Genomic DNA, 14098 nt, shown 5'->3' on the forward strand with positions numbered 1-14098 from the left:
TCGCTTTTATATACAGCCTCCCTGTGACGACAGCTTTCGCAGCCTATCGTCTGCGACTGTCGCCTCACAGGGGGGAAGACATGACGCCCGAACTGGATTTTGAAAATGGTTGTCGAGAACTATCGGCGCCTCAGATTGAAAACCAATTAGAAGACGCCCGCGAGGCTCTAGAAGAAAAGCTTCTTCAACATAGCCCGACCTCCCACCGAGAAGCCGCTTTGCTCCTCGATCTGGCCCTCACAAATATTGAGATCGGTGGAAGATGCGACGGACTGGATATCGAGGCTGTGCGGGCGGTTCGCGTCTATCTGGCGCAAGAAACAAGCTAAAGAATGCAGCCCTCCAAAGGCTCTAAGGAAGGCCGATCACCTCGTCTCAGAGGCCGTCGATCTTCACCTAGTTCTCGCCGGCCAACCAGATCGGTCACTTGCGTCCAGCTGCGGCTCCTCTCTCTGCGCGGCACACCCGAGCGGTTGATGCAATTTGATCCTCACCGTCAAACACACGGCCCGCAATGGCCGTCGCATGTTCCAGCATGAGAACTCGAGTTTCTGCTCGAGCTGCAGAGAGGTCATCGGCCTCCAAAAACTCCATATGCGGAACATCAGAGCAAGATAGATCGATTAAGCAAAAATAGGGCACAGCGGTCTCCTTGGCCGTTCAGGCGGGAGTGTGCGGCGTGCGATACCGATCTCTTCCAGTCACAGACGCCCGAAATAATTCGGCCTGTAATATTCAAAGCCTACACCGGCGGGCACGGCCAAGCCTAATTTCGCAATCTTATGGGAGGAACTGCCCGCGCCGAAGAGGCTTAAGCTGCTGGCCGATTTCGAGGATGCTGATGAACCACAACGCTTCTCACCTTGCCTGCTTCACCATGCTGGCGCTTGTTGGGGCCTGCGCCGTCAAACCAGATCAGCCGCGGCAGTCCATTGCTGAAACAGCGGCATGCATGAATTACCGCGCCATGATGGTCGCCCCGATGCCGCCATCTGAAATTCAACGCTTGAAGGCCGCGTGCGAGCAATCGAGGCTTGACCCTCAAACGAAGAAAGCGCCGCTCCAGGAAGAGAGCGCCCCTAGATCACAGCTGAGCCCGTAGCTTGACGTCTTGTAATCCGAACTCGCGTCCCTATCTAGAATACGAGCTTCGGCTCATTAGGCCCGTCTGAGTCCCAATGTGGCAGACGGGTTTTCTTATGCCTGTCAGCCAGGCCCGGGCGGCAAATCATTCAGCGGCATGACGATGCCCGCCGTTTTGCTCGCCGCGGCAGGATCGTGATGCAGACGCAAGGCGTCCCTCCCTCCCGTCCGTCTGCGACCCGTTGAGTATGTCACCGCGCAACCGTTCAGCCCTTGATGGCGCCGACAGGCCGCCCAACTCCCGTGCCCCACATTCGCAGGACCTGACGGCGCAGATTCCCGCAATGAGCGTTATCCAGGGACTGACCCTCGCATAAGCAGCATCCCTGATGGCAGAAGCCCCCGAAACGCCTGGTCCTGAAGGACTGACATGGTCCTCCGACGAACAACCGGGCCTGTCCCGGCGCAGATGCGGTCGAGGTTTTTGCTATCGCGACAGCCAGGGACGCCTCATCAGGGACAAGGGCGTCCTGCACCGTATCCGCGCCCTGGCGATCCCTCCCGCATGGGAGGAAGTGTGGATATGCGCCTGCTCTTCCGGCCATCTTCAGGCGACAGGGCGGGATACACGCGGGCGCAAGCAATACAGCTACCATCCCCAATGGACGGCCGAGGCGGCAAGGGTGAAATTTGCGCGCATGTCGGCCTTTGCCCTGCGCCTGCCGCGTCTGCACCAACGGGTGGAAAAAGCGCTGGCCCTGCGAGGCCCTCACAAGGACCGGGTTCTTGCTACAGTCGTCCGCCTTCTGGAAATAACCCAGATCAGAATAGGCAACGCCGCCTATGCCCGCCAGAATCGCACCTTTGGTCTGACCACGCTTCGCAAGCGACACCTTGAAGTCGATGGCTCGACCCTGGCTTTCCATTTCCGGGGCAAAAGCGGCAAGGAGCATCGTGTGAGGATCAACAATCCCCGCCTTGCGCGCGTTCTCCGCGGGCTGGAAGGCCTGCCGGGCCAGCATCTTTTCAAATACCGCGATGCCGAGGGCCAGTTATGCGATGTCACTTCGGATGATGTGAATGCGTTTATCCGACAGGCCATGGGCGAAGATTACTCCGCCAAAGACTTCCGGACCTGGGCCGCTACCGTGTCTGCGGCGCGCGCGTTTTGTGAAATGACTCCGCCTTCCTCGCAAGCCGAGGCCCGGCGCAACGTGTCAGCCTGTATGAAAACAATCTCCGGCCTCTTGGGCAATACGCCTGCGGTTTGCCGGGCCTCCTATATCCATCCAGGCGTGATCGACCTTTATCAAGCAGGAACAATCGCGGGTCTGTTGCCGGATCCGAAGGCGGTCTCTTTTGGGGCGAAGCTGGCGAAACTCCTTCATGCGATCCCCGCGCCGCCAGTAACGCCCCAGACCTCGCCTGTCACAAAGCTGGCTTCCTGAGACGCCAGCAGGACATAGACCGGCGCGATCTCAACGGGCTGGCCCGGACGACCGAAGGCGCTGTGAGCCCCGAATTGCGCGACCTTTTCCTGCGGCTGCCCGCCGCTGGGCTGCAAGACCGTCCAGAAGGGGCCTGGCGCCACGGCGTTCACCCGCACGCCCTTCTCGATCAGCTGCTTGGCCAGAGCCTTGGTGTAAGTGACTACTCCCCCCTTGGTTGTGGCGTAATCCAGCAGGATGTCCGACGGCTCATAGGCCTGTATCGAAGCCGTGGTGATGATCGCCGCGCCCGGTGGAAGATGCGGCGCCGCAGCCTGACACAGCCAGTGCAAGGCATAGAGATTGGTCTTCAGCGTAGCGTCGAAATCCTCGGTCGTGACCTCGGCCACGTCTTCCCGGAATTGCTGACGCCCCGCATTGACCACGAGAATGTCGAGCCCGCCGAAAGCCTCAACGGCGCGGTCGACCATGAAGGTGTTCCACGCCTCGTCACGCACATCGCCCGGGAGCGCCAGCGCCCTGACGCCTTCGGCTTCAATCAGAGCGATGACCTCACTGGCGTCCCGGGCCTCTGATGGAAGGTAGGCGATAGCGACATCCGCTCCTTCGCGCGCGAAGGCGATAGCGACCGCACGACCGATGCCGGAGTCAGCCCCAGTGATGAGAGCGCGGCGACCCTTGAGACGCCCGTGTCCACGGTAGGTGTCTTCCCCGTGGTCAGGGCGGGGCCTCATCTCCACAGCCAGACCCGGCGCAGACTGAGGCTGGCGTGGAAATGGCGGTCGCGGATATTGGTTTCGAGGGTCCTGCATGATGAGGCGATCGGACATGTCGAAGCTCTCCCGAGGGCTAAGGGGACCTTCTTCCAAGCCGTCCGAATGCAAGATGTTCCCCCTGGACGGTTTTGCAGAGTCGTCCGCCCTGGGCGTCGTCGCAAGCGGCGCCTGCAACGCCAACGAACGGCCCCGGGTCAGGCTAATGGATGCATTGAGGACAGCTTAAGCGTTTGGAACCCTTGAAGTCTCCACCGCTTAGACTCTCTTTACAGGGAGGAAAAAGACATGGCCGAAGCTGTTCGGAAACCACCTCGTTTCTCGCTCCCGGGAGGCGTTCATGCGTTTTTATGAAGTTCTCGTCGGCAGCGACAGCGGTCCCCAGCGACGCCTGAAAGTCGCCTCGCCCACCGATGTTCAGGCCGCCGACGCGGCCGCACCGCTGATGCGGCCCCACGAAACCATCCTGTCGATCCGCGAAGTCTCTGACGACGGCCTACAGAAGGCCGATGCACCTCCGCCCAAAACCCAGGCGGAGGAACTTGCTCCCGGCACGCCCGGAATGGCGGCCAGATCCAGACCAAGGAGTCACCCATGATATCGAAGAAAACCGCCCTTATCATCACAGCAGTCGCCATCGCCGTCGCGGCCTGCAACCAGCAGAAGGGCTCAAAGGCCGTCGACAAGGTCGAAGACACCGTTTCAAAACCGGTTGGCCAAACCTCGGCTGCGGTCATGGGCGCCAATATGGTGAGCGCCTATGTTCCTAATGCTGCGCGCGGCGACCTCTACGAGATTCAGGCGGCCGAAATCGCGCTTGAGCGCTCAAAGAATCCCCAGGTCAAGCAACTGGCGGAAATGATCAGGACCGATCACAGCGATGCCTTGTCGAGGTTAAAAACCGCCGTGGGCAGCGACGCGCCCGATACGGCTGTTCCCTCAGAACTCGACGACCGCCGCAAGGGTCTCATCGACAACCTCCGCTCTGCCGCACCAGGCGATTTCGACAAGGTCTATGCCGATCAACAGGTCGCAGCACATGAAGAAGCCATCACCCTCCACCGGGGCTTTGGCGACAACAAGGACGCGTCCGCCCTTGCGGGACATGCCCGCACCGTTCTGCCCAAAATCGAAGCGCACCTGCAAAGTGCGCGTCAACTGCAGGGCGAACTGGGCTGACATCGGCCTAGAGCGGCTCAGACGGAAAAGGGAGCGGCCACGTCGCTCCCTTTTTCATGTCGGGCCCACACGGGGCGGCATCGCCTCTGCGGGTCGATCAAGCGCAACATGAGGGCGGTTCAAGTCGCCAGGCGCATCCAACAAAAAGCAGGGATGATCTGGCCGTCGCCTTTGCCCCGCTTCACGCTATCACCGCTGAATTGGCAGCACTGGCGTCAGACGCTCCATGCCTCCACGATTTCTTCCATGCCCGCCGTTTCGATTTGATGGCTATAGCGGTCGCGATACAACTCCATCAGATTGTCGTGCATCTGATCGAAGGTGCTGGCTAGGGCGTCGGTCGCCATGACGATCCGGTACCCGCGGTCTGCGGCCCCCAGGACAGTGGCCAGCACGCAGACATCCGTTTCAGCACCGGTCACGATCAGGGTATCTACGCTGGCCCGTAACAGGGCGCCGTCCAGATCCGTGCCGATCCACGGCGAATACACATGTTTGTCGAGGACGCGGCCTGGCGGAACGAACCGCTGCAACGGTTCCGCCAAATCCACCATCCTGTCATCCAAGCGGTCCAACGTCATCGAAGACCAAGTTTCCCAATATTTCCGCCACGCGCCCCGGCTCTGTTCCGGATTGCCGGGCGGCACGAAGCGGGTGAAGCAGACCCGTTCCGCTCGAAATTCGCACAGGCGCACGATAACGGGCAGGACACGCCCGGCCCATGCAGAATGCCACGGCGTATCCTCAACAAACATCCTTTGCATATCGACACAGAGATGTACCGCGTTTGCCGGTATGGCTGACTGTAGTCCTGCGGCCATGGTTGACCTGTTCCGTCGTTCTTCAGGCGAGGCTTGAACGCCTCAGTAAGGAACCGGTCAGTTCGGCGCCTGTTCCGCCTTTCTTGCCGACACCTGTTGCTTTCCGCCCTTCGCCAACAGCAGCAGACAGGCGGCATAGAGCAGCGCACCGCTTATCCAGGGCCACCCGCTCCACGTTTTTGCGGTCGCGGCATAGAGGGCGGTGAAGCCCAATGGCCCGACGATCGAAGTCAGGTTGGTCAAACTGGTCAATCGCCCCTGCAGCACCCCCTGCCCGCCGGCTTGGACGCGATTGGAGAGCATGGATTGGAGGGCCGGCATGGCGGCTCCCCCTGCGGCCAACAGCGTGATGACGGGAAGGACCATCCAGGTCTGCGTCGCCAAGGCCATGAGCACAAAGCCCGCGCCATCCGCCATCATGCCGAACACAAGCGTCCTCTGCTCCCCAAACCGACGCGTAAGAGGCCCGGTGGCTAAGGCCTGAAAAAGCGTATGCGCAACGCCAAACACCGCCAGCGACACGCCCACGCCAAGCGTGTTCCAGTGGAAACGGCTTTCACCGTGAAGCACCCATAAGGCGCCCGGGATCTGCCCAATCAACTGGATGAGGAAGAAGACGAGGAGCAGGGCAGCCGATTTGCGCAACGCCTCTTCAGGGCGAAACCCGACGCGGATTTGAAAGGCGGCCCGCAGCGGCGAATGCGCCTGCGGACGCTTCACCTTCTGCAAGACGGCGTATGCCAGCAGGAAGCCCAGAGCATTCAGGATCGCGGCGCCCCAGAAAGGCGCATGAACGCCCAATCCCCCCAGTAGGCCTCCCAGCATCGGGCCGCCGATCATGCCCGCGCCGTAACAGGCCCCCATATACCCGAACCATTTGGCCCGGCGATCTGGCTGCGTGACATCGGCGATGGTCGAAGCCGCCACCGCGCCTGTCGCGCCCGTGACGCCCGCAATCATCCGGCCAGCATACAGAACCCACAAGATTGGCGCCGCCGCCATCACCGCATAATCGACTGCGGCCCCGGCAAGCGAGAACAACAGAATCCTGCGCCTGCCGTACACATCCGAAAGTCGTCCCAGCACGGGCGCGCAGAACACCTGCATCAAGGCGTAAAGGGACAACAGCGCCCCAAGATGGGCGACGAAGTTCCTGTCCGACGCCAACTCTCGCAGGAGCGCGGGCAGCACCGGCATGATGAGGCCCATTCCCATGGCGTCCAATGCAACCACGACAAGGGCGACGACAGCGGATCTGTTCATGATCGCAGGTCTCGCAACAGCAATTATTTATCATCGATAAGTTGATGGACTTGAACTTTATCGCTGATAAATTGTCAAGCGAATGAAGGAGACCCCGTCATGACCAAGCTGGACAGACACATGGTGATTGAAGCGGCTTTGGAGCTATTGGACGAGGTCGGCATGGACGGCCTGAGCACGCGCAAGCTGGCCGATCGCCTCAAGGTGCAGCAACCCGCGCTCTATTGGCATTTTCCCAGTAAGCGCGCCCTTCTCGACGCCCTGTCCGAAGCCATACTGTTGCAGAGGCATGATCGATCCATGCCGTATCCGGATGAGGACTGGCGCTCCTTCCTCAAGGCGAATGCTCACAGCTTCCGCAAGGCGCTGCTGGCCTATCGTGACGGCGCCCGTCTGCACGCCGGCACTCGTCCGCGGGGCGCGCATTCAGAGGCCGCGGAAGCACAGATCAGGATGTTGTCTTCTGCCGGCTTCAGCCCCGGGCGCGCAGTCTGGGCCCTGGCCGCGATCAGCCACTATGTCGTCGGCTCCGCGCTGGAACAGCAGTCAACGCAAAATGGGCCCGCCACGCCGCCCGCCATACCTGCATATCCGGTATCGGACCTCCTACAGACCGCGATCCAGGATCTTGAAGGTCAGGATCCAGCCCTCGCCTTCGACTTCGGTCTGGAATGCCTCATCTGCGGCCTGGCGGCGAAGGTTTAGCCAGGCCCCGCTGTTCGGGGCGAACAGATCGGCTCGCCGTGCATTTCCTTGGGACGAGGAGAATGAACATGGCCGCTCGCCCCACATGGCAAGGACACCTGAAGCTGTCGCTGGTCACCTGTCCGGTGGCGCTCTACACCGCGACGTCCAGCGCCGCCGACGTGCGCTTTCACCTGATCAATCCCGACACGCACAACCGTATCCGCATGGTGCCGACCGATCCGGACACGGGCCCGGTCGAGCGCAGCGATCTGGTGCGCGGCTATGAGGTGTCCAAGGATGAATACGTCCTGTTCGACGACGCCGATTTCGACAAGGTGCGGCTGGACAGCACCAAGACCATTTCCATCGACAAATTCGTGGACGAGGCCGACATCGACCGCCTTTACTGGGATGATCCCTTCTTCGTCGTCCCGGAAAAGGGCGCGGGCGTCGAGGCTTTCGCCGTCATCCGCGACGCCATGCAGAAACAGGGGAAGGTGGCGCTGGGCCAGCTGGTCCTGCGCGGCAAGGAACGCCAGCTGTCGCTGGAGGTGCGCGGCAAGGGCCTGCTGGCCTACACTCTGCGCGCCCATGACGAGGTGCGCGACGCCGATGACTATTTCGACGACATCCCCAAGGTGAAGGCTGACGCCGACATGGTCGAGATCGCCGCCCGCATCATCGCCCAGAAGGAAGCCGACTTCGACCCGACCGCCTTCAAGGATCGCTATGACGACGCCCTGCGCGAGATGATCAAGGCCAAGACCAAGGGCGGCAAGGGCCTGGTCGACGTGGCCGAGCCGGACGACACCAACGTCATCGATCTGATGGCGGCGCTGAAGAACAGCCTGAAGGGCTCTAGCGGCAGCGCTGGCAAACCGACGGCGAAGAAGAAGGCGGCCTCAAAGCCGTCAGCGCGCAAGAAGACCGCCTGAGCGTCAGTCCACGCCCATCTTGCGCAGGGCGGGCCTCAGGCTGACGGCGGCGGCGCGGAAATCCGCCCAGGCGTCGGGCCGCTCAAGCAGTTTGGGCCAGACCCACAGGTTGAACCCGGCAGGGTTCAGCCCCGGCTTCACCTGATCCCATGACAGGGGAAAGGCGATCCCCGCCCCGGCACGCGCACGCGGCGACCAGGGCGCCACGGCGGTCGCCATCCGGCCGTTGCGCAGATAGTCGATGAAGATTTTTCCGCCCCTCGCCTTCTTGGCCAGGGTCGTGGTGAAACGGTCCGGCGCCTCGTCCCTGATCGCCTCGGACACCGCCTTGGCGAAGGCCTTGTTCTGGTCCCAGGTCACACGCGAACGACCGTCGGCGCGGATGGGCACGACCACATGAAGCCCCTTGCCGCCTGTCGTCTTGACGAAGGGGTTGAGCCCCAGCGCCTCCAGCCTGGCCTTCACCACATGGGACGCGGCGATCACATCGTCGAACCCCAGCCCCACGTCGGGGTCCAGATCGAAGGTGATCTGGTCAGGCGTCTCCGGATCCCCAGGCTTGCAGCCCCAGGGATGCAGCTCCAGCCCGCCGGATTGGGCGACGGCGGCCAAACCGCCGACATCGACGACGGCGACATAGGGGGTGCGCGCCTTGACGTCGATCAGCTTGAGCCGCGGGTTCGACCCGGCCATGGCGTGGCGCTGGAAAAAGGTCTCGCCCTCTATGCCGTCCGGGGCGCGGATGATGGAGACGGGCCGGTCCGCCACATGGGCCAGAAGCCGCTCAGCCGCCGCTTCGTAATAGCGCGCCAGATCGGCCTTGGTGATCGGCGGCCGCCCGTCGGCGCCCGGCCACAACACCTTGTCGGGGCTGGAGATGGCGACGCCCGCCACCGTGACCTTACCGCTCTTTCGCAGCGTCTGCGACGCAACAGGCGCCTGCGGCGCGTTCGTGACGTCCTTAGCGGTCTTGTCGTCGCGCAGTCCCTTGAACGCCGCCTGTCGCAGCGCGCCGGACTCGGTGTAACCGCCGTGTTCGATCTCGGCGACCAACCGAGGCGCCACCCAGTGAATGTCCTTGCCGCCCTTGGGCGCGCCCGCGCCGGCGAAGGGGCTCCTGTCCGTCGCCTCGGACTTCAATGCAGGCATGAGCAGCCGCGTCGCCGTCTCGCCGAAGCCCGTCCCGACGCGCCCGAGGTATTTCAGCCCGCCCTTCTCGCGCACCCCGACCAGCAGGGAGCGAAACCGGCGACCTTCCCCCGACGACCAGCCGCCGATGACGACTTCGTCGCGGCCACGGCATTTGGATTTCACCCAGCTTGACGACCGACCCGCGTGATAGGGCGCGTCCAGCGTCTTGGAAATGACGCCTTCCAGATGCATCCGGCAGGCGCTCTCCAGCACCGCCTGCCCCGTCGAGGCGAAATGCTCGACGTAGCGAAGACGACCGCCCGCCACGGCATTGACCCGGTCGACGTAGGCCTGCAGCCGGGCCTTGCGATGCGACAGCGGCAAGGGGCGCAGATCCTCCGCCCCCTCGAACAACAGATCGAAGGCGAAGAAGACCAAACGTCCCGTATCTTCGTCTGATATCGCCGCCTGAAGAGCGCTGAAATCCGGCATATGTTCGTCGTCGAGGGCGCACAGTTCGCCATCGATGACCGCATCGGGCCAGCCCGCCGCATCCTCAGCCAGTTCGGGAAACCGATCCGTCCAGTCTAGACCCTTGCGGGTCCGCAGCACCGCCCGGCCGCCGCCGACCCCGATCTGCAACCGATAGCCGTCGAACTTGATCTCATGCGCCCAACCCGCCGCCGAGGGCGGATGATCGACCGCCTTGCACAGCTGGATCGGAACGAAGGCGGGCGGCCGCCCGGCTCTGGACGCCACCTTGGACGCCCTGGGCTTCGGCGGCGCCTTGCGACGGCTCGGACGGGAAGAGGTCCATTGCGCGTCGCCCTCGGCGATCTGGGCCAGCGAGCGGCCGGTCGTCACCGAGGCGTCGACCTGCGCCAGGGCGTCGCCTTCACCAGGAACGGCGTGCTCATCCTTCTCTTTCAACAGCAGCCAGTTGTTGCGTTTGGAAGGTTTGCCCCGGTCGGCCTTCAGCCGGATCAGCGCCCATTTGCCTTTCAGCCGGTCGCCATGGAGGATCATCTTGATCTGGCCGCGCGCCCAGGCCGCCTCAAGGTCCGGATCCTGCGGCTCCCAGGTTCCGACATCCCACAACTGCACCGTGCCCGCGCCGTAGTTGCCTGCCGGGATCGTCCCTTCGAAGCCGCCATAATCCAGCGGATGATCCTCTACCTCGACCGCCAGACGCTTGACCGCCGGATCGCGCGACGGCGCCTTGGTCACCGCCCATGACTTGAGCACACCGTCCGCCTCGATGCGGAAATCATAATGCAGCCTCGTCGCCGCATGACGTTGGATCACGAAGCGCAGCCCACCCTTGCTGCCCGTTCGCCGGGCGCCTTTGGGTTCTGGCGTCTGCTCAAAACGCCGCCTGGCCTGATAGGTCTTCAGTTCGCCGCGCATGAACGAATAATCCCCGCGACCGGAAACCGTTGCTTCGCGAACCCTTCCTTGCGCGAGATGTTCGCAAATAAGCCTTCTCCTTTCTCGCCTTGGTCATGCATCCCAGAGGACCGACAGCTCGAATAAGCAGGCAATGAATATCAATGGCGGTGAAGCCCTTACCGCCGTCTCGATCAGGCCGTCCTCAGACCGCCCTGCGCGCAGGCAAGATTGCGTGAATGGTTCAGCAAGTGCCGTAGGGTGTTTTCAGCACACGAATGGCCACTGCATCAGGAACCGCGCCTAAGGGCAAAATCCAACTTTCCGACAGACTTGGCAGCCGTTTGAGGGTCCTTGCCAAATCTCATCCTGCACCGGCCTCGGCTTAACCCATGTGAACGAGCGCTCGCAGCAAGCATGCCAAACTCACGAGCTGGAGGAACTTCCATGTCTCGTCTTTCCTCGTTCTCGCTTTGCCATGCCTTCGCTTCCAAAGCGGCCGTCAAGGTCGATGTCCAGGATCACCCAGTATTTCAGGCGCTGCCGCTCGAAGCTCGACAGCGCGTCCATGACGCTGGCCGACTGGAACTCGCCAGAAGCTTCGGCCCTGCGCTCTCGGACGACGAACTGCATTTCGTCCTGAGGGGAGCAGTGGGCCTGTTCCCCAAGGACGATGGCATATGCGTTTCGCTGGCACCCGCAGGTGCGGTTCAAGGGTGGGACCGCGCCTTATGGCCTGCCTCGCCCTGCTCGCTGGCGATCCCCTTGATGGAAACGCTCCTGTTCAGCACGCCAGCAGTCTCGATTGTTGATACGCTCGGGCGCTGTCGATTGACCCGGCTGGTCGTGCTGCAGGCGCAGCAGCGTTTACGCGCGCTGGAGGCCGAGGTCTGTTGCAACGTCTCGCACGCGGTTGTGGATCGATTAGCCAAATGGATTCTTCGGCTGCACGAAGGCTCCCGCGGCATCCCCTTACGCATCACGCAAACTCAGTCTGGCCAGATGCTGGGCGTCCAGCGCACCAGCATCTATTCCGCGGCGGCCCAGCTCCAAACTTTGGGTCTGGTTCGTTTCGGTAGGGGACGGCTGCTCATTCTGGATTTAGAAGGTCTTCGGGCGACCTCTTGCTGCATCTCCCGTCCGCTGAGAGCCTCTACGGCGGGCCAGACGTGCGCGTCCGTCTGACGAGGACTTGTTCCTTCAGTCGCCAAAGCCGCTCGTCAAACCAACGGCGTAAGGGAACGAGGAATTCATGTTCACGAACCAGAATTACGCGGACGCTGGACGTTAGCAAGTATCCGCAAGCGGCTACGGCTCCGACCAGCCCAGCACGCGTAAGGTCGGATCAGGTTTGTCCGTGAGCGAAAAGACCAGACTGGCCTTCTTCTCTCCCCGCCCCGGGACATAGTCGAGTGAGACGATGGAACGTTCGCTGCCTGCCCTGCCCTCGATTTCTACGGCCGCGGCGGCCAGCTCGCCCTCATTGGTGACCACAACATCCACCACCCATCCGCCGGAGGAAGGTCGGACCACTTCATTTCTGATCGTCAGCGCCGCTGGCGACGGAACCGAAAACGCCGCTTGAGCCAAAACGGTCGCGGCTCCGAGAGTAAGGAGAAATCCAGCCAAGGCGCAGACGCACTGGAGGCGCGACACGCCCTTCTTCTCTGCTTTCTGTTTTTCGCTGCCTGTCATGACTACACCAGCAGTCGTGCAGCTGCGGCCCCGATCGCCGCCGGAAAAGCGAGGATCACGACATTGGTCAGGAGTGCTTGGAGCCCGTGGCCGTCCGTTCCGCCAAATACCCACAGCATGGCGAAGCTGGCCAGAAGGCTCAGGGCATAGCCCGGCAAGGTGAAGTCGAAGAAAGCCTGGGCTGACGTTTCTGCTTTTTCCTGTCCGGCGAAGCCGGCGTGGAAAACGATCAGGTGCAGCAAGATCACTGATAGCACGAGGATGCCCATCGCGCCCAGCGGTGTAGTCATATAAGCGATCAGCCGCATCTCTTCGGTCGGAGCCAGGTTCATCGCAAAGTAGAGGGCTCCAGCAAGCATGAGGAACAGTTCGCCTGGATAGGAAGCTTCATCCTCATCGCCTCCCTCGGGATCACTCGAAAGTTGGCGTCGCGCCGCCAAGGCGCCGAGCGCGGCGGGCGTCGCCTGTAGGGACAACTGCCCCACAGCCGACGTCAGAGAACTCAGATCGAGCGCATTAAACACCAGCAGAAACGCTGCGGCGGTGACGAACCCCACAGCCAGAGCCACAAGTGTGTCTAACGTATTGTTGAGCAGGCCCCGGCGAGCCGAAAATCCGGCGTAATGCGCTAGCCCGAACAGCACTGGGAGCGCCGACAGCAGAAAGACGAAACGTCGCTCTGGTTCAGCTGCGAAGCCTAGCACCCACATCTCCATTGTCATCAGCAGGGGCAGGCTGAAGAGCAGGGCGCCGCCGAAGGCTCGCCCAAGATCACGGATATAGCCGTTGTTTTCCGCCTCCACGGCGTCCAGCTTCGAAGTCATGTGCTGTGAAACACTTGTGGTACGCTTTAGGCTCCCGCAGCGGCCGTACTCCTCAGTTCAAGCGAATAGGGTGCAATGCTGCCCGACCTTCCAGGCTTGGCGCTGGCCGCGGGGGCTCAGCATGACCGATGCTCCGACAGACGCGCGGCACATAGGCGGCTAGCTAGATATGCTTCCCCGTATTCATGGGACGGCTCCAAAAACAATAGGCCGACAGATTGCCCCGCTACGCTGCTTCCGTCGGCCTCCTCTCACGGGCGCCCGCGCTCCCAGCTCTAACCGCAGAGCGGGTCCATATGGTCGGCGCCGCCTCGACTTCAGTATGCGCGACGCTTGGCCGTGATCGACGGGATGCGCTTCATCGTTCTCCACCCGTTCTAAACTCGTCCTTTTTGAGCGGGAAGTCTCTTAAGTCCCTCCAGGTCGGCAAGCACTCTGAATCGAAAATAGGTCTCGCCTGCCCTACTCAATTTCGATAAGCCCTCGCCTTACCCCCACGGCGACCGCCTCGATCCGCGTGCGCACCCCCAATTTGGACGCCGCCTTCTCGAGATAGCTATCAACCGTACGAGCCGACAAGCCGAGTATGACGCCGATATCGGTGGAGCTCTTGCCGCGACTGACCCAGGAGAGACATTCGCGCTCGCGCGGACTCAGTTCGGGCGCACCCGCGCAGACCGCCTGACTGTTCAGATTGGCGTTCATCCCTCCCTCCACAAGCTGCAGGATTCGTCGGTACACAAAGAGAACGGCGATTCTCTACGCCTAAGAGTTGCGGGCTGACCGCAACTTCCCAGCGGAACAGGCCTTCCTACTCATGTTGAATACGGATTGGCGACCACCTAGGATTGGAGCGTCGGGCGCCGCGAAACA

The 14098-nt window shown here is 62.1% G+C and carries 15 protein-coding genes; 8 read left to right on the forward strand and 7 right to left on the reverse strand.

Annotation, left to right across the window (positions count from 1 at the left end):
• Positions 1-80 precede the first annotated feature (80 nt).
• The 3 genes from ABE454_RS09990 (at position 81) to ABE454_RS10000 (ending at position 2531) form a co-directional block, all read left to right on the forward strand.
• Entirely contained in the window at positions 81-329 is a 249-nt protein-coding gene (locus ABE454_RS09990) for a hypothetical protein (protein ID WP_346531328.1), read from the forward strand.
• Positions 330-841: 512 nt separating this feature from the next.
• Positions 842-1102 carry a hypothetical protein gene (locus ABE454_RS09995; protein WP_346531330.1) on the forward strand — a complete coding sequence of 87 codons (261 nt, stop codon included), beginning with the start codon at positions 842-844 and terminating at the stop codon, positions 1100-1102.
• Positions 1103-1472: 370 nt separating this feature from the next.
• Positions 1473-2531 carry a DNA topoisomerase IB gene (locus tag ABE454_RS10000; RefSeq protein WP_346531332.1) on the forward strand — a complete coding sequence of 353 codons (1059 nt, stop codon included), beginning with the start codon at positions 1473-1475 and terminating at the stop codon, positions 2529-2531.
• On the opposite strand, the gene ABE454_RS10005 is transcribed toward ABE454_RS10000, so the two are convergent.
• Positions 2468-3361, reverse strand: a complete 894-nt coding sequence (locus ABE454_RS10005; RefSeq protein ID WP_346531334.1) for an SDR family oxidoreductase — start codon at positions 3359-3361, stop codon at positions 2468-2470. The genes ABE454_RS10000 and ABE454_RS10005 overlap by 64 nt on opposite strands.
• A 283-nt stretch (positions 3362-3644) precedes the next feature.
• On the opposite strand from ABE454_RS10005, the gene ABE454_RS10010 reads away from it, so the two are divergent.
• Positions 3645-3902, forward strand: a complete 258-nt coding sequence (locus ABE454_RS10010; RefSeq protein WP_346531335.1) for a hypothetical protein — start codon at positions 3645-3647, stop codon at positions 3900-3902.
• Entirely contained in the window at positions 3899-4483 is a 585-nt protein-coding gene (locus ABE454_RS10015; RefSeq protein ID WP_346531337.1) for a DUF4142 domain-containing protein, read from the forward strand. The genes ABE454_RS10010 and ABE454_RS10015 overlap by 4 nt, the downstream gene beginning before the upstream one ends.
• Positions 4484-4698: 215 nt before the next feature.
• On the opposite strand, the gene ABE454_RS10020 is transcribed toward ABE454_RS10015, so the two are convergent.
• Both ABE454_RS10020 and tet read right to left on the reverse strand, forming a co-directional pair.
• Positions 4699-5304, reverse strand: a complete 606-nt coding sequence (locus tag ABE454_RS10020) for a cysteine hydrolase family protein (protein ID WP_346531339.1) — start codon at positions 5302-5304, stop codon at positions 4699-4701.
• A 57-nt stretch (positions 5305-5361) separates the two neighbouring features.
• Positions 5362-6567: a Tet(A)/Tet(B)/Tet(C) family tetracycline efflux MFS transporter gene (gene tet / locus ABE454_RS10025; protein ID WP_346531341.1), complete on the reverse strand. Its 1206-nt coding sequence runs from the start codon at positions 6565-6567 to the stop codon at positions 5362-5364.
• Between the two features lie 99 nt (positions 6568-6666).
• Here tet and tetR point away from each other — a divergent pair, with 99 nt between their 5' ends.
• Both tetR and ABE454_RS10035 read left to right on the forward strand, forming a co-directional pair.
• Entirely contained in the window at positions 6667-7272 is a 606-nt protein-coding gene (tetR, locus tag ABE454_RS10030) for a tetracycline resistance transcriptional repressor TetR (RefSeq protein WP_346531343.1), read from the forward strand.
• 68 nt (positions 7273-7340) lie between these two features.
• Complete coding sequence (locus tag ABE454_RS10035) at positions 7341-8189, forward strand: Ku protein (RefSeq protein WP_346531345.1); 849 nt, start codon at positions 7341-7343, stop codon at positions 8187-8189.
• 3 nt (positions 8190-8192) lie between these two features.
• On the opposite strand, the gene ligD is transcribed toward ABE454_RS10035, so the two are convergent.
• Entirely contained in the window at positions 8193-10727 is a 2535-nt protein-coding gene (ligD, locus tag ABE454_RS10040) for a DNA ligase D (protein WP_346531346.1), read from the reverse strand.
• A 426-nt stretch (positions 10728-11153) separates the two neighbouring features.
• On the opposite strand from ligD, the gene ABE454_RS10045 reads away from it, so the two are divergent.
• On the forward strand, positions 11154-11891 hold the full coding sequence (locus tag ABE454_RS10045) for a Crp/Fnr family transcriptional regulator (protein WP_346531348.1): 738 nt from the start codon (positions 11154-11156) through the stop codon (positions 11889-11891).
• Between the two features lie 123 nt (positions 11892-12014).
• Here ABE454_RS10045 and ABE454_RS10050 read toward each other — a convergent pair whose 3' ends face one another.
• From ABE454_RS10050 to ABE454_RS10060, 3 genes are all read right to left on the reverse strand, one after another.
• Entirely contained in the window at positions 12015-12401 is a 387-nt protein-coding gene (locus ABE454_RS10050) for a hypothetical protein (RefSeq protein WP_346531350.1), read from the reverse strand.
• A gap of 2 nt (positions 12402-12403) precedes the next feature.
• On the reverse strand, positions 12404-13225 hold the full coding sequence (locus ABE454_RS10055) for a TIGR02587 family membrane protein (RefSeq protein WP_346531351.1): 822 nt from the start codon (positions 13223-13225) through the stop codon (positions 12404-12406).
• A 462-nt stretch (positions 13226-13687) separates the two neighbouring features.
• On the reverse strand, positions 13688-13930 hold the full coding sequence (locus tag ABE454_RS10060) for a response regulator transcription factor (protein WP_346531353.1): 243 nt from the start codon (positions 13928-13930) through the stop codon (positions 13688-13690).
• Positions 13931-14098: the final 168 nt, after the last annotated feature.

The sequence above is a fragment of the Brevundimonas diminuta genome, assembly GCF_039673845.1.
GTDB classification, from domain to species: domain Bacteria; phylum Pseudomonadota; class Alphaproteobacteria; order Caulobacterales; family Caulobacteraceae; genus Brevundimonas; species Brevundimonas diminuta_E.